The following is a 22,640-nucleotide window of genomic DNA, read 5'->3' as shown; positions in this document are numbered from 1 at the left end:
TCTATTTATCATGCAGAGGAGAACTTTCAAATGAATAAGAGCATAAAAACGACTTGCAAGAAAACTCTTGTAATTCTTCTCGCCGTAATTACCATGGTTGGCTTTGGAATGCCTGGACTGTCCTATTTTGATGGTTCCGGCGACACTGGAATATACTCATACGCGGCAGTGAAGTCTGGCGGCGAGTACATCAAATCCATCAAGGGCAGCACAATTACAACTAAAGACGGGCAGAAAGAAAAGTACAATTCAGGAATGACATTTGTGTCAGGCGGATCGGAAATTACCTATGCCAGCGCAAAGACTAAGGTCAAAGCTGGTAAATCAGTAAAAGTTTACAAACAGTATTTCAAACCGTATAAGAACATTGTCGCTGGTTCAGATGACGGCGACGCTGGCGGCGCTCCAGGCGGCGGCACAGATACCGGGAATAAGTTCGGCAGCAGCACCAGCAAAATTGGCACGGCGAAATTCCGTATCGGTTATTATATCACCAATGGTGGAATAGACGGCGATCTTTCTCTCGTAAAGGCGAAGAACAAGAGCGGAATATCCAGCCTTGTCGGAAAGACTTTGTCTCTGGGTAAAGGTGTCGTAGGCGGTACTGTGAAGACGAGCAAAAGCGGCAGAACGACAACCGTAAATAATCTTAAAGTCAACTCTTACAGCGATAATCTGAACCCGATTGTCGTGCAGGGAACCAATTCCGCGAAGAAGACTTATGCGAAAATCAACAACGCCAAGATCAATTTACTCGGTAAGAGTGACGGCAATGGTACAGTATGCGACTTCAGCGCATGGGGTGCCGCGATTTCAACTTTTGATAATTCCAGCACAATCATCGACAAGGCGAACATTCATACCACCGGTGTTGCCAGATGTGCGGTGGAAGGCGACGATGGTTCTGACACATTGATTAAGAACTCTAAGATTAAAGTAGACGGCGGGACACTCTATGACGGATATGTCAATTCAGCAGACACCGAGACCATGGTAGCACCTCCGTGGGTGCTGGGTATCGTTGGGAACGCCAGAGCGACCAACCTTCTCGGCGACAACTCTACTATGACTGTGTACAATTCAAATGTATATGCGGCAAAGTGGGGCGTATTATCTACAGACGGATGCAGCAACGTCGTGCTAAACGCCATCAACAGCAAAATCAACATGGATCTCAGTGGAGACGACTTGACAGAAGATAGCGGTTATGGCGCTTATGCAATCGGAAGCGCAACGGAAAACTTCTACGGCTCAACCTTTAACGTACCGACCTATGCAGTCATCTGTGCAAATGGAGATAATGTTGTCAACTTTTTATCATCTAAAGGCAACATCCAGACCATGAAGTACAGTGATGCGAAAAAGACATACGTCAAAGGCCAGTATTCCTTCAAGGATTCACAGGTCAAAGACCAGAAGACCACAGTCAACTCAGAAAACTTTGGTGTCAGCGTCTGGGGCGGCGGAACGGTTAATGTAAAAGACGGCACTACCTTTAACACCGGCTCTACAGCATTCCTGTTTAAGACAGGCGGCCAGCACACAGGGGCTGCGGTAAACATCGACAATGCGAAGATCAATGCAGAAAACGACACCTTACTTCAGGTTCTTGACAACGAGGATTCTGCAGCCACCGACCCAAATAACGAAGGCATGGTATTTGTAAACAAATACTACGAAGAAAAAGAGGGCTGGTTAGGACTTGAGAACGACACGCTGTATAAAGCAGGAGAAAATGATAAGGCGACAACAGAGGCAATCAATGTCACGAATGCAACTCTCAGCGGCGATATCTACAACGGTTCTGGCTACAAGCAGATGGCGGCTGAATTGAATGTAACTTTAGGAAAAGGTGCCAACCTGACTGGAGCCATCAGTGCTTCCACGATCAAGCACACGACAAACGGGGGTAAGACACAGAATACCAATATTCCGATGTCAAAATACTATCAGTTCGGTCACGTGATCAACAAGGCCTACTACAATGGGGCAAACGATGTCAACCTGACATTGACAGACGATGCTGTTTGGAACGTAGACGATGAGTCTATCCTTACGTCTCTGACGGTGGGTGCGAATGCGAAAATCAACGGTACTGTCTATGTAAACGGAACAAAGACTGCAGTTGAGGCGGGTAAGACTTATACTGGAACAATTACAGTAAAACCTTTATAATCATAAAAACTAGACAGGGAAACCCTCTGGGAGCGGATGAAACTCCGGTGCCAGGGGGCTTCTTTGCTGTGTCTGTTTATTTTTTCTTGTACCCTGTCATCTCCTGTTCTTCCAAGAATTTTATGTGATCCTCTGCTGTCATCATTCCTTCGTGATTCGGATAGTAATAGCCGTACCAGAAAGAGAAGGGATCAACCCAGTCGTTTTCACGGATGAACCTGGCGCCGTCGGCGGCGTAATCGTCTCCGAAGTATTCTCTTGTAATCTCTCCGATGCGGGTCATCAGCTTTTCATTGGGTTTGATATTCCAGTCGGCATACTTCTCTTTCCAGGCTGCCTGCAAGTCAGCGATATCCTGTTCCTGATAAGTCTCTTCGTGAACCATGACAGAAGGCGGGTATTTTCCGGAGATGGTGCCTTTGTTCTTGCGATGGCCCAGAGAGACCATGATGACAGGCAATACCTGCTTCGGCAGGTTCAGCAGTTCGGCCACCTGCTTTTGATTTGTGACGATGTTGCCGATGAGAACGCAGCCCAGTCCCTCGGCCTCTGCGGCTATGCATAGCGTTTGGGCGGCGATGGCAGCGTCCATGATGAACATGGAGAGACTTTCGTAATCGAACTGGATGTTGGGCAAAACGGAATAGGACTCGGCGATGCGCTTCTCGCGGTGCAGATCGACACAGAAAATCAGATTGACTGGTGCTTTGCCAATAAAACCTTGATTTCTGCAGAGCTTGGCCAAAGCTTGTTTTCTCTCTGGCTCCTTGACCTTGATGATAGAATAATTTTGAAATCCGCCTGACGTAGGCGCGCAGACTGCTGCCTCCAGGAGCCGCGAGAGCACCGTTTCGTCTACGGGCTGGTCGCTGAAGTCACGGCAGCTATTTCTATTTTTCATGATATTCAGATAATCCATATGTAACCTCCATCTATAATTCTTTCTATCTATCATAATGTTATTTTGCATAGATGTCACTATATAAATGATAAAAGATTGCGACAAAAACATATCATATCAACCCGCTTTCCGAATAGGATAGGATAGCGGGGGGCAAGTAGGATGAAAAAGTCAATTTTAATGATTATGATGATGGGCGTAATATTTTTTGGCACAGCTTGCGGCGGTGCAGGTGCAAAATATGCCGATTATGGCATGAAAACTTTGATGGAGGCTTCGACGGCGGATTGGGTAAAGACGATTGAAAAGGACTGTAAGATTACTGGGTTTGGACGACCCTACGGAACGGTCAAGGAAACACTGGACAAAGATGAAAAGAAGATGGTTTGGAAAGTGACCTTTGAGATTGATGAAGACATCACGCAGGAGATGGTAGACGGTTATGCGAAGGCCGTATGGGATGCCTGTGTAAAAGCTGACGGAGGCAAGATGCACAGCTGCAACGGGTATTTATATGATGAAGCCTGGGATGCGGAGCGCAGCCAGGTGCCGCTGAACTATTACATCTGGTATTATACGGTCAAACATAAGGAATTTCGTGTCGGCATTTACCCAACAAATATGGAAGACGGTATACCAGGGGGCATCGTGCTGAAATTAGAACGATGGAACTATATTAAGAAATAGAAATAATCTAGGCAGGTATTCCTACCTGCCTAGATTGTTTTTTGCCAGGAACATCGGTGTTACTGTGGATTATCAGGCAGAGCTTCGGTGTATCTGGTTGTTTTCAATTCTTTCACTGCCATGACGATGGCGGTGACCCCAGCCATGAAATCGGCGATGGGACCAGCATAGAGGATGCCGTCGATGCCGATTAACATAGGCAATCCGATGATCAGAGGCAGAAGGAAGATGATCTGTCTTGTCAGCGACAGGAACATTCCCTTTGTCGGTTTGCCGATGGCAGTAAAGAAATTAGAGGTTATCGGCTGTATGACATTGAGAAAAGTGAAGAACAAAAAGATCCTGAAGTAACTGACTGCGAATTTGTAGTATTCCGCTGATCCGTCGCCGAAGATGGAGATAATCTGCCTCGGCAGCAGCTGGAACATGAGAAAGGCGAAAATTGCAATCCCAAATCCATAGGCAATGGCTTTCAAGTATGCCTTTTTTACCCGCAGGTAGTTCTCAGCGCCGTAGTTAAAGCTGACAATGGGTTGTAATCCCTGTGATATACCGATAGGGAAGGAGAAAAAGACTTGATTCACCTTCATGATGATGCCGGCACAGGCCAGGGGAATGGCTTCTCCGTAGATGGACAGGGCGCCATAGTAGGCCAAGGATTTATTGAGCACAATCTGCACTACCATCATGGCAATCTGATTGGTGCATGGTGCAGCACCGAGAGAAAGCACTCTCTTTACGTACTGCCATCTGATCTTCAGATGTTCTTTGGTGAGTTCTATCGTCCGGCAGTGGCGCAGATAGTGAATGGCCATAACTCCGGAGAGAACCTGACCGATGATCGTAGCCGCAGCAGCACCGGCCATGCCCCAATGAAATCCGAAGACGAACAGAGCGTCCAAAACAGTGTTGACCGCGGCACCCACCAGATTGCAGATCATGGCAAAACGCGGGTTGCCGTCAGCGCGGATCAGATGGCCGCCGCCGGCTGCCAGAATCAAAAAAGGGAACCCTAAAGAAGTAATTCGTGTATAAACCTTCGCATATCCAAGGACATTTTCCGGTGAGCCGAAGAAACGCAGCATCGGTTCCAGGAAAAGCTGGGTGATCAGGCAGAGCAGGACGCCGCAGATCAATATCATCATCACCGAGTTGCCCAAGAAATAAGCCGCCTCCTCTTTTCTCTTCCTGCCCATGGCCAGATTAAAAGCAGAGGCACCGCCGATACCGAACATCAAAGCGATAGCGATGCAGGAAATGGACAGCGGGAAGGCGATGTTCGTCGCCGCGTTACCCAGCTCGCCTACACTGCGGCCGATAAAAAATTGGTCGACAATATTATATAAAGCGCTGACCAGCATGGCGATGATGCTGGGAACGGCAAATTTCTTCAGCAACTGACCGATCGATTCTGTCCCCAAGGGATTTTTTACAATTGTTTCTTCCATTAACTCATCTCCTTTTTACGTTATCCGTCATGCGAATCAGCACTTGATAAGCCGCATCACGTTCTTCTGCATTCATGCCTGACATCAAAATTTCATTCCACTGATCCAAAGCTTCCATAATGCGCGGTCGAACCTCAAGACTGCGGGGCATCAGTGAAATCCGATTGCATCGTTGGTCGGCGGCATCCTTTTCTTTGTGTATAAAGCCTTTTTCTTCCAGAGAGTGGATTGCCCTTGCCACAGCAGATTTGTCCAGATGAAGCCGGCTGGTCAGATCTTCCTGCGTTAAGCCGTCATCATCGTATAGCACCAACAAGATGGGATACTCCGATGCGGAGAGGTCCAGCGGCTTCAACACGGAACTTAAAAAAATCTGATTCTTTCTATATAGAATCGATATAAATCGTCCAATTCTTATTTGCATAAAACAGCATACGCTCCTTTTGAAAAATTAGTTGACTATGCAACTAAAATAGTATACTATTTTTCTCTTTGAAATACAACCGTTTTTTTCTGAGGACATAATGCACAATTGTTTTTATGACGTTAATGTGATAAAATAAGCAAAATGAAGGAATTAGGAGTAAGTGGTGAAAGCAGTCATCATAGTGGGTTTATGTCAACGAATCTTGTAACCAATGTAGTAGATACTAGCAAATTAGAGCTTACCGCTGAAGAATTATACGAGATGATTCCCTGTGGAATCATCTGGTGTTCTGTAGAAGAAGAACCGAAAGTCTTATTCTGTAACACAAAGGCTGCTTCCTATATGGATTTGGCAGACAAGGATGTGACAGGAGACAAGATCGGACTTCTTTCTTTTATCGATCCCAACGACCGTGTGCAGCTGCTGCAGAGCATATGTGGAAACAGAAAGACGGCTGAAGGCGGTTTAGAAGTGAGAATGATTGGTGCCAGGGGAAGCCGGCGATGGCTTTCACTGACGTTTCAGCCTTTTGCCGCAGCAGAGGACAGGCAGTTTGTACAGATTTGCCTCAGTGATATAACAGAGAGAAGGCTCTATAAAGATATTGCCAACGAAGTCGCAGACGGGATCTACATCATCGACCGTGAGAATTATGACCTGCTGTATGCCAATGAGTCAGCAGGCCTTTTTTTAGAAGAAGAAGCGACGACCTTAGGAAAAAAATGCTATAAAGTCCTGCAGGGAAAGGACAGCCCCTGTGAATTCTGTACCTTGAGCGCTGGTGTTGCAGAAGGAGAAATCCACGAGATGTATGCGCCCCATACGGGCAAAACTTACGCGACGAAAATCAGACATACAGAGTGGAACGGCGCGCCGGCGTTTGTCAAGTATGTCACTGACATCACAGAAGAAAAAGAGAGCCAAAGAGAGAAGGAACGACTGGAAGTCTATTATCAAACATTGATTAAACATCTGCCGGGCGGACTGGTGGTAACCACCTTCAAAGAGGGTACTATTTATCCAGAATTCTTTTCTGAAGGATTTGCGGCAATGATGGGAATGACCGTCGAGGACGCTTTTGTCTTCTACAAATTCGGCATTGAGTCGAGGATTCACCTAGAGGAGAGGAAAGAAGCCCTGCAGGTCCTATTTCAACACATTGAAGAGAAGACGGACTCTTGGGAGAGCGTACATCGTCTGCAGAAGGCGGACGGCAGTTACATATGGGTGAGAAATATCTCCAGCTTGATTATTGAAGAAGATGGAATGGTGAAGATTTACGCTGTCTGCAGTGATGTGACCCACGACATGAAGAGCCAGCAAGAACTGAGACAGAGATATAACGACATGCTGTTCAACCATTACAAATCCATTGCACCCAATGAAATCATCTCCGGGCACTGCAATGTGACAAAGGATGTCATCATCGACATTACAGATACCACGAAAAATGACTTGCTGAACCACTTCGGCTACAATCGAGACGACTTTTTTTCGGGAGTTGCAGGTTTTATCGTAGATTCGCAAGAACGAAGACAGTTTTTAGAGCGGTTTCTGACCAAACCCATGGCACAGGCTTATGCGAGAGAAGAAACGAAACACGAATTAGAGTGCTTTGTAAAGCTGCCAAACGAGAGCAGAGGCCGATATGTTCATATCAGCGTAATTCTCATCAGTTCGCCAGAGACGGGGGATATCATGGGATTCTTGTCTGTACTGGACGTTACAGAGATGAGGATTTCCAGTAAGCTGTTTCAGCGGTTGGCCGAGGTCAGCTATGATTTTATCGCCGACGTGGATTTAAAAGCTGATCGATATAAAATGGTCGCTGTCAACGAAAAATCCAGCTCCATTCCTTTTGAAGAAGGCAGTTTTATAGAGGTAGCCAGAGCCTCACTTTACAAGGAGGTGCTGCCAAAAGACTTAAAAATCTGCAAGGCTATGCTGGATTATGCCTATATAAGGAAACGGCTGCAGGAAGAGGATTCTTACTCCTTCCACTATTCTCTCATGGATGAGAGTGGCAACGTGAGAACGAAGAACATGCTGGTGTTCTCCACTGATAGGAAGCTGGACAGGATCTGCCTGGCACGGGTGGATGTGACGGAATCTGTCAGGGAACAGCAGGGTCTGCTCAATATGCTTGCCTATACTTTCGAGCTGGCAGGATTTCTCGATGTGACGACGGATCACTTTGTCATGTATACCAGAAAAAGCGTACTGGAGAATCTGGCACCATATAGTTCGGGCAGTTTTACAAAGCTGATCGACCGGGTCATCGAAAAATACTGCGAAAAAGAAGACCAGGAGGAGATGCACAGGCAGTTGTCGAAAGAAACCATGCTGCAGAGACTTCAGCAGAGTACGGAAGGATATGATTTGACCTTCCGATTTCATCACAAAGAGAATGTACAGCATAAACAGTTCAATATTCTCTGGGGTGACGAAACGCACAAGACGATCTGCCTGGTACGCGCAGATGTGACAGACGTCTTGACCAGGGAACAGCAGTCTAAAGAAGAATTAAAGAATGCTCTGGTCCTTGCGCAGGAAGCGAATCGCGCGAAGAGCGATTTCCTGTCTTCCATGAGCCACGACATTCGCACGCCGATGAATGCGATTATCGGCATGACCGATCTGGCTATCGCAAATAGAGCAAATTCGGAGCAGATAGACGAGAGCCTTTCCATCATCAAAAACTCCTCGGAACATCTGCTGAGACTGATCAACGATATTCTCGATATGAGCAGAATTGAAAGCGGCAGAATGGTCCTTGCCAAGGAGGCCTTCAATCTGAGAAGCGAGATGGATAAACTGGCGGTCCGCTCCCGCGCACTGGCAGAGAAGAAAGGGCTGGTATTTACCTACTTTGTGAATATCTGCCACGACCACTGCATCGGGGACTTGCTGCGCTTGACGAAGATTTTGGAAAATCTTCTGGGCAACAGCATCAAGTTCACTCCGCCGGGCGGCAGGGTCTCTCTCACCATTACAGAACTGCCATCGGGCGACGGCAAACGGATTGGCTGGTATCGCTACGAGATCGCCGATACCGGAGTAGGGATAGAGAAAGAAAATCTGACCCATATCTTTGAACCATTTTATCGCACGGAGAGTTCTACCATCAGCCGTACAGAAGGCTCAGGCCTGGGACTTTCCATTGTGAAGAATATCATAGATTACAAAGGCGGTACTATCGACGTCAAAAGTACGCCGGCAAAGGGAACCACCTTCTATGTAGAATTGCCGATCCATTTCGACGATGAACAGGCGGAATCGCCGTCGGCTGATTTGAGAAAAGAAGCGGCTTCTGCTGACTTTTCCGGCATCAAAATCTTACTGGTGGAGGACAATAAAATCAATCAGCTGATTGCGGTGAGGATTTTGGAAAGCGCTGGAGCACAGGTTTCTGTCGCCGCAAATGGAAGAGAGGGTCTGGAGCGATTCGAAGCCAGTGAAAAGGGCCGCTTTGATATCATCATGATGGATATTCAGATGCCTGTGATGAACGGGTATGATGCCGCCAGAGTGATTCGCAGCAGTGCACATCCGCAGGCCCAGACTATACCGATCATCGCCATGACGGCCAACGTCTTCGCCGATGATGTGAAAAAATGCCTGGATGCAGGTATGGACGCTCATATAGCAAAGCCGATAGATACAAAAAAACTCTACGGCGTGATCAATGAATACTGGGAAAAAAGAAAAGGTAAAGAATAATAAAAAGGAGATAGATATTATGAGATTTGAAATTGCAAAAGAAGTGTTTGATTTGCTGCCAAACGGTTATTTTGGCGTTGTCGCCGTCAAAGGGATGGATAATCGAAAGGAAATTCCAGAACTGGAACAGATGCTGCAGAAGAATATCGAAATCTGTGAAAAAGATTTTGAAGGAATCAAAGTGAAAAATGCGGAGGCCATCGCACCGTATCGAGACGCTTTCAAAGCAATCGGCATCAACCCCAACCGATATATGTGTTCGATAGAAGCGCTGCTGGATCGTATCGCCAAAGGGAAAGGCTTTCCGCATATCAACGCTGTGGTAGATCTGGGCAATGCGGTATCCATCAAATATCGCCTGCCTATCGGTGCCCACGATATGGCGACGATAGAAGAGGCACTGGAAGTGCGCTTTGCTGGCGCTGAGGACACCTTTATCCCTTTCGGCAATGGAGAAATGGAGAATCCGGAAGAGAAAGAGGTCGTCTATGTGTCGGGAAATCAGGTGAGGACCAGACGCTGGACTTGGAGGCAGAGCGAAATCGGCAAAATCACAGAGGATACTTCCGACGTGCTGTTCCCAATTGACGGATTTACAGACTTCAACAAAGACAAGGTCATCCAGGCGGCAGAAGAATTGGCAGCTCTTGCAGAGCAGTATTTTGGCGTAAAGGCCTCTATCGGTTATATCGACAAAGACAACCGCGTATTTGAAGTGTAAGCATAACATCCTATAAATTGGCCATATCGTATTGACAATTTACGAAATTATGAGATAATTGTACTGTAGTACAGAATTGTATTGCAGTACAATTTTTATTTTGCGTTCTGGGTAGTTATAAAAGAAGGATTAGGAGGCGTCTATGGCAGAAAAGAATAACAGACTCAGCAAGAAAGAAAACAGGATTCAGGTTCTCAAATTTGCAGTATTTTCTATATCAGCAGGTGTCATTCAGACGATTTCCTTTACACTGCTGAATGAATTTTTAGATTGGCCCTATTGGCCTTGCTATTTGATTGCTCTGATTCTCTCGGTTCTTTGGAATTTCACGCTGAACAGAGAATTTACCTTTAAATCGGCTAACAATGTTCCGCTGGCCATGGCAAAGGTCTTCGGTTTTTACTGTGTGTTCACCCCCCTCTCGGTGTGGTGGGGCAGCGCACTGACGGACGCGGGCTGGAATGAATATCTGGTCCTCTTTGGAACCATGGCAGTCAATTTGAGCACCGAATTTTTGTACGACCGTTTCTTTGTATTTAGGAACAGCATCAACACCAACAAGAGGGCACAGAAGAAAAATGGATAACAGAAAGATAACAGGAAAAAAAGAGAAGAGCAGGCGCAAGATCATGCATGCCGCCAAATATCTCTGTGAAAAGAATGGCATCGAAAATGTGACCTTTCACGATATTGCCGAGGAAGCTGATGTCTGTCGAACCACGGTATTCAACCACTTTGCTTCTACAGACCAGTTGATGATCGCCCTGTTTTGTCAGGAGATCGAGGATATAGACGAGTATTGCAGTGAGATAAACTGCAGCGGGATGGCTTTGATTGAAGCGGTCTTTGATAAGCTCATAGAGGATACGGCTTACTACCCGGTTCTGACTTATAAAATTGCTTCCAGTACGATTCTCCGGGGAGGAGGAGAAGAAAAATCACTCAGTTATATAGAGAAGATGATTGCTGACAATCTTCCTAGGCAGTACAGAGAACAGAAAGAACTTTACACGGTCGCAATTATGGGAGCTTATTATGGACTAGTCAATCATTATCACTCATTGCATAAACATTTTGACGCAGAGCAGATGAAAGAAGAATTTCATCAATTGCTCAGATTGATTTTTGGAGGTGGAGAAAAATGAACAATTGCGGAATCAGCAGATGGGACGATCCGGATCTCATCAACAAACAGCTGGAAGATTTAACGCAGCAGCCGATCTGGGAAGTTTCAGACGATTACTATGAGAACGAGATCCTCAAATTTTATGAGGAACGATGTAAAGGGTCTAAGGCCATCTTTGAAGAGGCGAAAGAGTATATTCCAGGAGGCGTTCAGCACAATCTGGCGTTTAACAAGCCGTTTCCTGTCTGCTTTGACAAGGCAGAGGGCGCCTATCTCTATGACAGAGACGGAAACGAGTATATCGACTTTCTGCAGGCTGGCGGACCGACAATTCTGGGCAGCAACTATGGACCAGTCCGGGAAGCGGCGATCGAACTGCTGCAGACCTGTGGACCGGTGACGGGTCTGCTCCATGAAGCGGAACTTTTAATTGCCAAAGAAATCCACAGGCATATGCCCAATGTAGAGATGTTCCGCATGCTGGGCAGCGGCACGGAGTCAGTTATGGCTGCCATGCGTATTGCTCGTATTGCCACTAAGAAAAAACACATCATCAAAATCGGAGGAGCTTATCACGGCTGGAGTGACCAGGTGGTCTACGGGCTGAAGATACCGGGCAGCAGGGCGCTTTTGGAGTCTCACGGCATTCCGGGCAAAATGTTTTCCCTGGTTGATGAGGTGAAACCAAACGACCTGGAAATGCTGGAGGAGATGCTGAAGAAGAATCGGACAAAGGGCGGCACAGCCGGCATCATCGTAGAACCGGTCGGTCCGGAGAGCGGAACCCGTCCTGTGGCAAGAGACTACAACAAAGGGGTCAGAGAACTCTGTGATAAATATGGTGCCCTGATGATCTTTGATGAAGTGGTGACTGGTTTCCGTGTAGCATTGGGCGGCGCCCAGGCCTATTTTGACGTGATACCTGATCTGACCATATTCGGCAAGATTGTGGCGGGCGGATATCCGGCGGCTGGCGGCGTAGGCGGTAAACGGCAGTATGCCGGCATCATGGCGGCAGGTCTGGGTAACGCGGGACACAGAGCCTATGTGGGAGGCACCCTGGCGGCAAATCCTCTGTCAGCGCTGGCAGGGTATACAGCCATTAAGGAAATCGAAAGAACCAACGCCTGTGAAGTGGCAGGCAGGGCAGGTGACAGGCTGGCCGACGGGCTGAAAATGCTCCTGGACAAATACGGACTGCCATTTGTGGCGTATAACCAGGGCAGCATCGTTCATTTGGAATGCACGGGGGCTATGAGCTTTGACTTCTCCTCCTTCTCTTTTGTCAAATCAGCGGTGGGTCTCTTGGCGCACAAGAAGATGATGTACGAAAGAAAAGATTCCATGGAGAGAATGGGCGCCGCCTACATGGCAAACGGCATCGTGACCCTGGCTGGAAGCAGGTTATACACATCTCTAGCGGATACGGACGAAGTTATCGACGAGGCACTGAACAGATTTGAAAACGTGTTCAAACACGTTGTGAAGACGGAGAAGTGCAAGCTGTAAGGGAGGCACCTTATGGGAAAATATATTTTATCACATGACATTGGAACCAGTTCGGACAAAGCCGTGCTGGTAGATTTTAAAGGTGACGTCATCGCCACCAGCAGCGAAGCCTATCCCACCCTCTATCCAAACCCGGCCTGGGTGGAACAGAAACCAGAGGACTACTGGCATGCTGTCACGGCTTCCAGCCGTGCTCTTTTGGAGAAGACAGGAATCGACCCGGCAGAAATCAAGGGTATCGTCTTCTCCACCCAGGCCCAGGGTGTGATTCCTGTGGATAAAGATGGCAATGTGCTGTATAATAATATTACATGGGTGGACGGCCGTGCACAGAAGCAGGCGGAATCCATCATGAAACATCTGGGCGGCAAAAAGGTCTTTTCTCTGGTGGCAGGAACACCCATCATGGGCAAGGACTGCATCGCAAAGATTATCTGGCTCAAAGAAGAGAGACCGGAAATTTATGAAAAGACCCATTTGATTTTGGACGTCAATGGGTATCTTAAATATCAGTGCACGGGAAAGATGGTGACGGAACTGTCAGGCGCGTCCTCCTACGGACTGGATCTGAAGACGAAGCAGTGGCTGTCCGTCATCAAGCTGACGGGTATCGACATGGAAAAGCTGCCGCCTCTGGTCTGCAGTACCGATCTGGTCGGCGGATTGACTGATCAGGCAGCATGTGAAATGGGACTTCTGGCAGGCACGCCGGTATTCGGCGGCTGCGATGATGTACAGGCGGCGGCTGTCGGCTCTGGAATGTGCGGTGACGGCGATATCCACATCTATCTGGGCACATCTGCCTGGGTGGCGGCTACCAGCAAAACTGCCGACAAGTTCAGACATGGGGCGGCGGCTATTCAGAGCGCCGACCGGGAGATGAACCTGATTGCGGGCATCACGGAATCGGCGGGAGCCAATATTCAGTGGATCTGCGACCAGTTCTTTGCCAGCGAAAAAGAAGAATACGGAGAAAATATCTACAAGTATATGGATGATGTGGTGCAGAGCATTCCTCCAGGCAGCGATCATCTGATCTGTACGCCGTGGATGTTAGGCGAGCGCTGCCCGGTTTCCACTACCACGACCAGAGCGACTCTCTTCAACATGACCATGGTACATACTAGGGAACATTTGATGCGGTCGGTCTACGAGGGTATCGGCTATAACCTGAGATGGATTTTGGAAAATTACCGGGACGACTATGGATTTGCCTGCGACAATTTCCGGATTATCGGCGGCGGTGCTTTAGACGACGGCTGGATGCAGATTATCGCGGATATCACTGGCAAAAGCTTTTCCATCGTGAAAGACCCCCGCAATGCAGGTGCCGTCGGTGCCGCCGTAGTGGCTTTGATCGGACTGGGGGAACTGTCCGGATTCAGTCATGCCAAGGATTTTGTACAGATAGACAAGGTATATCACCCGGACAAAAACAACAAGGCGGTCTATGACCAGCTCTTCACAACTTACAAAGAGGTATACAAATCCTTGGAGCAAGCCTATAAATTTGCCAATGGAGAAAGGTTCAGGACGGAAGAAAATGGACAATAATATATATGAAATCATAGAAAAATACGCTGGCGAGCTGGCAGCCATGGAAAGCTATGACTGCAATACATGGAAGATTCTGGTAAAGCTTGGCGGCAACTGTTATGAGACGATAGATGGTGCAGACTTTGCTGCCCTAACGCAGGATGATATCGGGACTGCCTGTGGGGAGGACAGTGTTCATCCTATCGAAAGACAGATTTTGCAGGCAGACAACGGAATCAACGCTTTGGTCTTGTCAAGAACGCCTTACTGCCTGCAGGCGGCAAAACAGGGAAGACCGCTGGCGGCGGCCTTAGATGATATGGCGCAGATCGTAGGCTACCAGGTACAGACCGTATCCTATGAGAAGGAAGCTGTGGACACGGCTTTGAAAAAAGCGACAGGCTGCTTTATCAAGGAAAAGGATCACGCAAAGAAGGGCTTCACCATCACTACGGGACGAAATCTGTACGAAGCTGTCGTGGCGTTGACTGTTTTGGAAAAGTCTGCGGAGGTCAATTTGAAAGCCGAAGCGCTGGGTGGGGCGAAGCCGCTGCCGAAAATTGAAGCAGACCTGATGCGGATGATCTATAAGAAAAAATATTCTGTGGCAGAGCAGGAAGTGAAGTCCAAGGAGGGCGATGCATAAATGAACGAAATGGAAATTAGAGAAAAACTGGTGGACTATGGAAAGCGGCTGGTTGCGGCGGGACTGGTGCAGGGCACCTGGGGAAATCTCTCTATGCGGCTGGACGAAGGCCACATGTTGGTCACGCCTTCGGGTCTTGACTACAACAGGCTGACTCCTGAGGATATGGTGAAGGTGGATGTGACTACTCTCGACTACGAAGGCGAGCAAAAACCGACTTCTGAAAAAGGACTTCATGCAGAGATTTACAGGCGCAGACCGGAAGCGGGGGCGGTAATCCACACCCACTCCAAATATGCTTCCGTCTTTGCAGCGGCCAGGCGGGCTGTGCCCGTAGAGCGGCCTGATTTGAAAAAAGTCTTCGGCGGTCAGATCGCAGTAGGCAAGTACGGCCTTCCCGGTACAAAGACCTTGTGGAAGCACACCATCGAGGCCCTGGGCAATAACCAAGGGTGCATCATGGCTGCCCACGGCATGATCTGCTGCGGCAGGACCATGGAGGATGCATATGACCATTGTCTGAAGTTGGAGGAGTGCTGCAGGCAATATGTCGAAGACGGCAATGAAAGGGATGAAGAGAAGATGGATATCAAAGAAGTTTTGGTCAGGCAGAGAGCTTTTTTCAATGAGGGTGTAACGAAGGATCTGGCTTACAGGAGGCGCGGTCTTTTGAAGCTGCGGGCGGCGGTCAAACATCACGAGGACGAGATCTTTGACGCGTTATATCGCGACTTGGGGAAATCCACCTACGAGAGCTATGAGACAGAGGTAGGGCTGGTATACAGCGAGATTACCTATATGCTGAAACACTTGGACAGATTGGCAAAGCCAAAACGTGTGGCGACACCGCTTGCCAACTTTCCGTCAAAGAGTGTAATCTTCAGAGAGCCTTTCGGTTCAGTGTTGATTATGTCGCCATGGAATTATCCTTTCCAGCTGGCTATGGTGCCTTTGATCGGTGCTCTGGCAGCGGGAAACTGCGCTGTGGTGAAACCGTCAAATTATTCGCCGGCCGTTTCTGATGTCATCGCCAAAATCATCAGCGAGACCTTCAGCGAAGCTTATGTTCACGTTGTGACCGGAGGACGGGAGGCAAATCAAAATCTTCTGTCGCAGAAGTTCGACTATATCTTTTTTACTGGCGGAAAAGTCGTGGGAAGACAGGTCATGGAATCAGCGGCAAAGCATCTGACGCCTGTTACTTTGGAACTGGGCGGCAAGAGCCCGTGCATCGTCGACGAGAGTGCCAACATCGCTCTGACAGCCAGAAGAATCGTCTGGGGAAAATTCCTCAACTGCGGACAGACTTGTGTCGCGCCGGATTATATCTTGGTGCATAAATCCGTGAAAAGCAAACTGCTGACAGCGCTGGTGAAAAACATCGAAGCGCTTTACGGCGAGGATCCTATCAACAGCAAGGACTACTCGCAGATTATCAATGAGAAGCACTTTGACCGTCTATCCTCTTTGATCGAAGGCGAAGATCTCTATTACAGCGGCGGATTGGACAGAGCGCGCCTGAAGATGGGACCGATCATCATTGAAGATGCCTCGTGGGAAAGCAAGTCCATGGCTGAAGAAATTTTTGGACCGATTTTACCGATCATCGAGTTCGACGATTTGCGCAGAGTGAAGAAAGAAATCGAAGGAAGACCAAAGCCGCTGGCTCTCTATCTGTTTACAAGATCAAAGGCTTCCATCAAATACGTTACGAAAAATATTTCCTTCGGCGGCGGCTGCATCAACGATACCGTCATGCATCTGGCTACGTCCAACATGCCTTTTGGCGGCGTGGGAGACAGCGGTATGGGAAATTATCACGGCAGCTACAGCTTCAGAACTTTTACTCACGAAAAGAGTGTATTACACAAGAGCAATCTGATTGACGTACCGCTTAGGTATCCGCCTTATGGCAGAGATACCAAGTGGCTGAGAATATTTTTAAAATAAGGGCGGGGGATTATGACAGACGATAAAAATATAGACAAGAGATATGCGGTGCTTATCGATGCGGATAACATCGCTGGAAAATACATCAAAACCATCATGGACGAGGTTTCTAATTACGGTACAGCTACCTATCGGAGAATTTACGGTGACTGGACCAGTCCTAACCTGGAGGGATGGAAGAAATACCTGCTGGAAAACTCCATCATTCCTGTTCAGCAGTACGGTTATACTACGGGTAAAAATTCTACCGATGCGGCAATGATTATCGACGCCATGGACATTCTCTATTCGGGGAACATCGACGGATTCTGCCTGGTCACCAGCGACAGTGATTTCACCAGGCTGGCGGCGAGACTGCGGGAATCGGGCATGGATGTCATCGGCATGGGAGAGCAGAAGACCCCGAGGGCCTTTATCGCTGCCTGCAACAAGTTCAAATATTTGGATCTGATTTATTCAGAGAAGAGAGAGGTGGCAGAAGCGGCAAAGAAGCGGGAAAAAGAGGCCAGCGTCCTCAGCAGCTTGGACGAACTGAAAGAAACCATCGTAGATCTGATGGAGGAGAATTCCGACGAGGATGGCTGGATGTTCACCGGCAATCTGGGCAACATCCTCTCCAAGCGGTATCCGGATTTTGATGTGAGAAATTTTGGCTATACCAAATTGACCCCGTTCCTGCGTTCGCTGGATCTCTTTGAGGTCAAAGCCCATAAAGTAGGAAACAATAATAAATTAATCTATATTAGGAAAAAGTAGGCTTATGAATGAAACACTAAAACGGATATTGGAGAATTGCAGAAGGTATACCTTGAATGGCCATGTAGCCGATTATATACCGGAGCTGGCAAAGGCCAACAGAGAAGAAATCGGTATTTTTGTTGCCACGGCGGAAGGCGATTATTGTGCAGGTGACTGGGATAAACCCTTTACCATCCAGAGTATCGTAAAGCCCATTTTCCTGATGCTGGCGGCAATTGACAACGGCATCGACTTTGTCAAGGATCATGTGGGCGTGGAAGCCACAGGGAAGCCCTTCAACGCCATCGACTATGCGGAACCTCTTTTGCTGAAGGAGCACATCAATCCTATGGTCAACATCGGCGCGATCGCAGTCTGCGGACTGGTGAAAGCTTCGAGTAATGAGGAGCGTTTCCAGCGTCTTTTGGATTTTACGAAGAAGATTACTGGCAACCCTTTGCTGGAAATAGACAAGGAAGTCTATGAGTCGGAGAAAAAGACGGGCAACAAGAATCGAGCGCTGGCTTATCTGCTGAAAAACTCCGGTATGATCTACGGCAGCGTAGAGGAATTGCTGGACGTTTACTTTGCCATGTGTTCGGTCAAAGTGACCTGCAAGGATTTGGCCAATATGGGACTCCTGCTGGCGAATCGAGGCGTGGACTTGTGTGGGGAGCGGATCATACCGCGGGAAGATGCAGTCTTTCTCAACGCAGTGCTGACCACCAGCGGTATGTACGACGGCTCAGGAGAGTTCGCCACCACGGTGGGAATACCGGCCAAAAGCGGTGTAGGCGGCGGCATCATGGCGGATTGCCCGGGCAGAATGGGCATCGGCATCTATTCGCCGGGCCTCGACAAGAAGGGCAACAGCGTCGCCGGCATCAAAATGCTGGAAAAACTCAGTGCGGAGCTGGAGTTGAGTATTTTTTAAATGGTATGGATGGAGTTGTTGAAGTAATGAAGAAACGGCGTAAAGTATTGGTTTTTTGAGTGCTTTACGCCGTTTTCAGCAGATTCATGGAGGGGGATTGGATTCGTTTATATAGCCTCAAGCGATAGTTCCGTCCATTTTACTTTGTTACTACGCCCAATGGTACGTGGCCGTATTTTTATATTCTTACCGTCGAATAGAAAACCAAGGTAGTTTGTTCATATGGCAAGGCAATAATAAAGTCATCAGAATAGCGCATGTAAATACCTTGTTTATTTGCCACATGACGTTTAATGTATTTGTCAAACTCAATCATATAGATATTGGTTAAAATGGCGCTAATTGGTGCACCTTGTGGAATCCCAACCCCAGACATATTCTTCTTTATATCTTTCTTATTTTTCAGGAATTGCTCTATGGTAAGAATTGTATCTTTACTGTTAATTTTTGTGCGAACACCGCGTTCGGCAATGCTTTCCTCGGCGGCTCTACAAGCTGCTTCCAGTCCCAACTTGAAAAACGGGTGATGTTTTTGAACACAGAAAAATAGTCTTGAGGCAAACGTTCAACATCAAGCACTGTTTAAAGCCCTGTATGGCATAGCTAAAGACACACGTTAATCAAAATGAGTATAGGACTTAATGTCACTATGATGCTTTACCAATTCCATCCATGCTTGGCAAATATTATTTGAATTACAGCTTTGGCAAAGCATAGGTTGTTGACATTGATTATATTGTTTTGAGTTCTCATAATCACCTCACTCATAGAAACATCAATTCGGCCAGATTTGACAGAAATACCCCGCCCTTACATCCAAACGTGTAAGGTAATCTGCTTTAAAAAAGATAATGTCTTAAGTAAACGAAGCGAAAATGTCCTGAAGCGGGTGCATTCTAGTTACTAGATTCGTTATCATTGAACTGAATCACTATACTAGAACTGTAATAGCTTGCTCAGTTTATATGAAAGAAAGAAGGAGATGCTTCTGCTGCACAGCCATTAGGGAGGTCAGCACGCCATGTTTGGGTTCTATATCCCTAGGTGCCTTGCGCGAGAAGTGGATTTTGAAGGCGTTTCTGCCATGTTAGGGCAAAATAAGCAGTTAGCATTGCGCGACTCCCTTTGCAAAACTGGGCAAAATCTAGTGATTTTACAAAAAACTTCCAAATAGGTGCAAGTGACCCTCCGGAAACCGAAGAAACATGGTACTTTTATACTCAGGTTTGATAATTCGTGCACGTGGCAGACTTGAATTCGGGAGAACATGGCGCAAAGAATCGATTTCCGCAAGTGGCAGGCTGTATTCCCGGAGAACATGGCGCGGCGGGTTCCTACCTCGAGTTTAAGAGACGGATGAATACTATTTATTGCTTTCAGCCGTCTTTTCCTATTCACATTTTCTATCACTGGCAGAGCCGAAACCGTCTCCGCTGAGAATCCACCAGTCCGTCCTGCTTCAGCAGGCGAATTTCCCGCATCATGGCCGATCTGTCCACTGCCAGATATTCACTCAAATCTCCCAGTGTAAAGGGGATTTCAAAATATTCTCCGTCCTTGGCGCCGCATGCGGTCTGGGCATAACGGAGATAGGCCAGCAGCTTTTTTCTGGTAGTGTGCTGGTTAAGGATGGTGATATGCAGGGACAGCTCCTGGGATTTCTGCGCCGTCATGAGAAAAAGATTGCTGATCAGCTGCGAATGGTGCTGGCAGGACTTCTCGCAAGGGGTGATGATGTGCTGATAGCTGATAAAGACCGCATTACAGTCGGTTTCCGCAGTGACGATGTATTCGTAGTCCTCTAAAGGGAGGGAAAAAACGTCGCCAAAGAGGTCATCCTTGGCATAGTTCTCTAAAAGGCTGGTATCGCCGTTTTCATCGATGTAATAAAGCCGTGCGCGGCCAGACAACAGAATTGCCACCTTTTCCAACTGGTCCGAATATGCCAATATCGTCTCACCAGCTTGGTAAGACTTGAATTGAGGCTCGAAACAAACGATCATTTTTTGAATGGATTCTGAGGATATGTTGTCTGTAAAATACCTTTTTTTCATCATTGCCTCCTGTAATTTTTTTCTTTATGATAATTTTATCATAAAATTGTTGCATTTACCACAACTTCATAATTTTCAGAGAAGTATAATACATATATAAAGAAGAACGAATAAGCAGTCGTTATAAACAGGAGGTAGAGGTATGTTATATAAACTGACGGATAAACATGAAGATTTGCGGGCAAAGATCAGAGCTTTTGCGGAAGAAGAAGTAAAGCCGATTGCATTTATGCTCGACAAGAATAACGAATTCCCCCACGATATGGTGAAGAAATTAGCGGAGATGGGACTGATGGGAATTCCATATCCGACCAAATATGGCGGAGCAGGCATGGATGTTCTCAGCTACGCTATCGCAGTGGAAGAACTGGCGAGAGTAGACGGCGGCGCAGGTGTCATCCTGTCGGCCCACGTGTCCCTGGGTTCCTACCCGATCATGGCTTTCGGCACAGAAGAACAGAAGCAGAAATATCTGGTACCTCTGGCAAAGGGAGAGAAGCTGGGCGCTTTTGGCCTGACAGAACCTAACGCAGGCAGTGACGCAGGCGGAACAGAGACGACTGCTGTTTTGGAAGGCGACCATTACGTGCTCAACGGCGGTAAGATTTTCATCACAAACGCGCCGATTGCAGATACATACGTTGTATTTGCTGTGACGACACCGAACATCGGTACTCGCGGCATCAGCGCCTTTATTGTAGAAAAAGGCTGGGAAGGCTTTGACTTTGGCGATCATTATGATAAAATGGGTATCAGATCTTCATCCACAGCAGAATTGATTTTCAACGACGTCAAAGTGCCGAAGGAAAATCTGCTGGGCAAAGAAGGTGAAGGTTTTAAGATTGCAATGGCAACACTTGACGGCGGCCGAATCGGTATCGCTTCACAGGCACTTGGTATCGCCCAGGGAGCTTTTGAGCACGCTGTTGAATACGCCAAAGAGAGAGTGCAGTTCGGCATTCCGATTGCTCATCAGCAGGTCAACTCCTTCAAGATCGCCGACATGGCGACGAAGATCAGATGTGCGAGATTCTTGATTTACAGCGCTGCTGAACTGAAGGAACACCACGAGCCTTACGGCATGGAATCTGCGATGGCCAAACAGTATGCATCGGATATCTGTCTGGAAGTAGTCAACGACGCACTGCAGATTTTCGGCGGCACTGGCTATCTGAAGGGTATGGAAGTAGAACGGGCATACAGAGACGCGAAGATTACGACGATCTACGAAGGCACCAATGAGATTCAGAGGGTAGTTATCGCATCCCACATCATCGGCAAAGCGCCAAAACGTGACGCTGCACCGCTGAACCAGAAGGGACCGATCACCGGCCATAGAAAAAAGATGATCTTTGCCAAGGGAACAGCGCAGGAGAAAGTAGACGCTTTGGTAGAAGCGCTCAAGGGAGACGGCTTTGACTTTACTGTCGGCATCGACCCGATGACGCCGATTACTCTGGCAGACAGGGTTGTCAGCGCAGGAAAGGGCATCGGCGGCAAAGAAAACATGAAGCTGATCGAAGATCTGGCATATCAGGCTGGCGCAGCCATCGGCTCATCGAGACCTGTGGCAGAAACTCTCAAGTATGTGCCTCTGGACAGATACGTAGGCATGAGCGGACAGAAGTTCACTGGCAACCTCTATATCGCATGCGGCATCTCCGGCGCAGGCCAGCACCTCAAAGGCATCAAAGATGCTACGACCATTGTTGCAATCAATAAAAATAAAAATGCTCATATATTTAAGAACGCTGACTACGGCATCGTAGGAGATCTGATGGAAATCCTGCCACTGCTGACGGCTGCCCTGGACAATGGAGAACCGAAGAAACAGGCGCCTCCAAAGGTCAAGATGAGAAAGCCAACAATCAAAAAAGAAGCATCACCTTGGACGACTTACGTATGCAACGGCTGTGGTTATGAATACGATCCGGCGGTAGGTGATCCAGAAAACGGCGTAAGCCCTGGAACGGTGTTTGAAGCACTTCCGGAAGAGTGGATTTGTCCGCTGTGCGGAGAAGAACAAGACAGCTTTGTCGTAGTTGAAAAGGATAAGGAGGAAGAATAA

General features: G+C 47.6%; 18 protein-coding genes and 1 pseudogene. 14 read left to right on the top strand and 5 right to left on the bottom strand.

Going from position 1 to position 22,640, the window contains the following annotated elements:
• The first annotated feature begins 30 nt into the window (after positions 1-30).
• On the top strand, positions 31-2,175 hold the full coding sequence (locus ACMQ5W_RS13880; RefSeq protein WP_419025680.1) for a hypothetical protein: 2,145 nt from the start codon (positions 31-33) through the stop codon (positions 2,173-2,175).
• Positions 2,176-2,251: 76 nt separating this feature from the next.
• Here ACMQ5W_RS13880 and ACMQ5W_RS13875 read toward each other — a convergent pair whose 3' ends face one another.
• Complete coding sequence (locus ACMQ5W_RS13875) at positions 2,252-3,094, bottom strand: nitroreductase family protein (protein ID WP_419025679.1); 843 nt, start codon at positions 3,092-3,094, stop codon at positions 2,252-2,254.
• A 144-nt stretch (positions 3,095-3,238) separates the two neighbouring features.
• Between ACMQ5W_RS13875 and ACMQ5W_RS13870 the strand changes: the two genes are divergently transcribed.
• Positions 3,239-3,763: a hypothetical protein gene (locus ACMQ5W_RS13870; protein WP_419025678.1), complete on the top strand. Its 525-nt coding sequence runs from the start codon at positions 3,239-3,241 to the stop codon at positions 3,761-3,763.
• 59 nt (positions 3,764-3,822) lie between these two features.
• On the opposite strand, the gene ACMQ5W_RS13865 is transcribed toward ACMQ5W_RS13870, so the two are convergent.
• Both ACMQ5W_RS13865 and ACMQ5W_RS13860 read right to left on the bottom strand, forming a co-directional pair.
• Positions 3,823-5,211, bottom strand: coding sequence for an MATE family efflux transporter (locus tag ACMQ5W_RS13865; protein ID WP_419025677.1), 1,389 nt, complete (start codon positions 5,209-5,211; stop codon positions 3,823-3,825).
• Positions 5,212-5,215: 4 nt separating this feature from the next.
• On the bottom strand, positions 5,216-5,635 hold the full coding sequence (locus ACMQ5W_RS13860) for a MarR family winged helix-turn-helix transcriptional regulator (RefSeq protein WP_419025676.1): 420 nt from the start codon (positions 5,633-5,635) through the stop codon (positions 5,216-5,218).
• A 192-nt stretch (positions 5,636-5,827) separates the two neighbouring features.
• Here ACMQ5W_RS13860 and ACMQ5W_RS13855 point away from each other — a divergent pair, with 192 nt between their 5' ends.
• From ACMQ5W_RS13855 to glsA, 10 genes are all read left to right on the top strand, one after another.
• Positions 5,828-9,358, top strand: coding sequence for an ATP-binding protein (locus tag ACMQ5W_RS13855; RefSeq protein ID WP_419025675.1), 3,531 nt, complete (start codon positions 5,828-5,830; stop codon positions 9,356-9,358).
• A gap of 19 nt (positions 9,359-9,377) precedes the next feature.
• Positions 9,378-10,079: a B3/4 domain-containing protein gene (locus ACMQ5W_RS13850; protein ID WP_419025674.1), complete on the top strand. Its 702-nt coding sequence runs from the start codon at positions 9,378-9,380 to the stop codon at positions 10,077-10,079.
• Positions 10,080-10,221: 142 nt separating this feature from the next.
• A complete protein-coding gene (locus tag ACMQ5W_RS13845; RefSeq protein ID WP_419025673.1) occupies positions 10,222-10,665 on the top strand; it encodes a GtrA family protein in 444 nt (147 codons plus the stop codon).
• On the top strand, positions 10,658-11,224 hold the full coding sequence (locus tag ACMQ5W_RS13840) for a TetR/AcrR family transcriptional regulator (RefSeq protein ID WP_419025672.1): 567 nt from the start codon (positions 10,658-10,660) through the stop codon (positions 11,222-11,224). The genes ACMQ5W_RS13845 and ACMQ5W_RS13840 overlap by 8 nt, the downstream gene beginning before the upstream one ends.
• On the top strand, positions 11,221-12,714 hold the full coding sequence (locus ACMQ5W_RS13835) for an aspartate aminotransferase family protein (protein ID WP_419025671.1): 1,494 nt from the start codon (positions 11,221-11,223) through the stop codon (positions 12,712-12,714). Before ACMQ5W_RS13840 ends, ACMQ5W_RS13835 begins: the two co-directional genes overlap by 4 nt.
• 12 nt (positions 12,715-12,726) lie before the next feature.
• Positions 12,727-14,268 carry a xylulokinase gene (locus ACMQ5W_RS13830; RefSeq protein WP_419025670.1) on the top strand — a complete coding sequence of 514 codons (1,542 nt, stop codon included), beginning with the start codon at positions 12,727-12,729 and terminating at the stop codon, positions 14,266-14,268.
• Positions 14,258-14,896 (top strand): hypothetical protein, encoded by a 639-nt coding sequence (locus ACMQ5W_RS13825; protein WP_419025669.1) that lies wholly within the window; start codon positions 14,258-14,260, stop codon positions 14,894-14,896. Before ACMQ5W_RS13830 ends, ACMQ5W_RS13825 begins: the two co-directional genes overlap by 11 nt.
• The gene (locus ACMQ5W_RS13820; protein ID WP_148492373.1) at positions 14,897-16,846 is read left to right on the top strand and encodes an aldehyde dehydrogenase family protein; all 1,950 of its coding nucleotides are present in this window, start codon (positions 14,897-14,899) and stop codon (positions 16,844-16,846) included.
• Positions 16,847-16,858: 12 nt separating this feature from the next.
• Positions 16,859-17,602 (top strand): NYN domain-containing protein, encoded by a 744-nt coding sequence (locus ACMQ5W_RS13815; RefSeq protein WP_148492374.1) that lies wholly within the window; start codon positions 16,859-16,861, stop codon positions 17,600-17,602.
• 4 nt (positions 17,603-17,606) lie between these two features.
• Positions 17,607-18,518, top strand: coding sequence for a glutaminase A (glsA, locus tag ACMQ5W_RS13810; RefSeq protein ID WP_419025668.1), 912 nt, complete (start codon positions 17,607-17,609; stop codon positions 18,516-18,518).
• A 178-nt stretch (positions 18,519-18,696) separates the two neighbouring features.
• Here glsA and ACMQ5W_RS13805 read toward each other — a convergent pair whose 3' ends face one another.
• Positions 18,697-19,029, bottom strand: coding sequence for a reverse transcriptase domain-containing protein (locus tag ACMQ5W_RS13805; protein WP_419025667.1), 333 nt, complete (start codon positions 19,027-19,029; stop codon positions 18,697-18,699).
• A gap of 895 nt (positions 19,030-19,924) precedes the next feature.
• Complete coding sequence (locus ACMQ5W_RS13800) at positions 19,925-20,575, bottom strand: Crp/Fnr family transcriptional regulator (RefSeq protein WP_419025666.1); 651 nt, start codon at positions 20,573-20,575, stop codon at positions 19,925-19,927.
• 139 nt (positions 20,576-20,714) lie between these two features.
• On the opposite strand from ACMQ5W_RS13800, the pseudogene ACMQ5W_RS13795 reads away from it, so the two are divergent.
• Positions 20,715-21,836, top strand: a pseudogene (locus tag ACMQ5W_RS13795) (acyl-CoA dehydrogenase); the annotation flags it as partial.
• 81 nt (positions 21,837-21,917) lie between these two features.
• Positions 21,918-22,640 (top strand): FAD-binding protein, encoded by a 723-nt coding sequence (locus ACMQ5W_RS13790; RefSeq protein WP_419025722.1) that lies wholly within the window; start codon positions 21,918-21,920, stop codon positions 22,638-22,640.

Source organism: Emergencia sp. (genome assembly GCF_048465375.1).
In the GTDB taxonomy this organism is placed as follows: domain Bacteria; phylum Bacillota; class Clostridia; order Peptostreptococcales; family Anaerovoracaceae; genus Senimuribacter.
The sequence above is the reverse complement of the archived record's forward strand: the minus strand, read 5'-3'. Positions and strand labels throughout refer to the sequence as shown.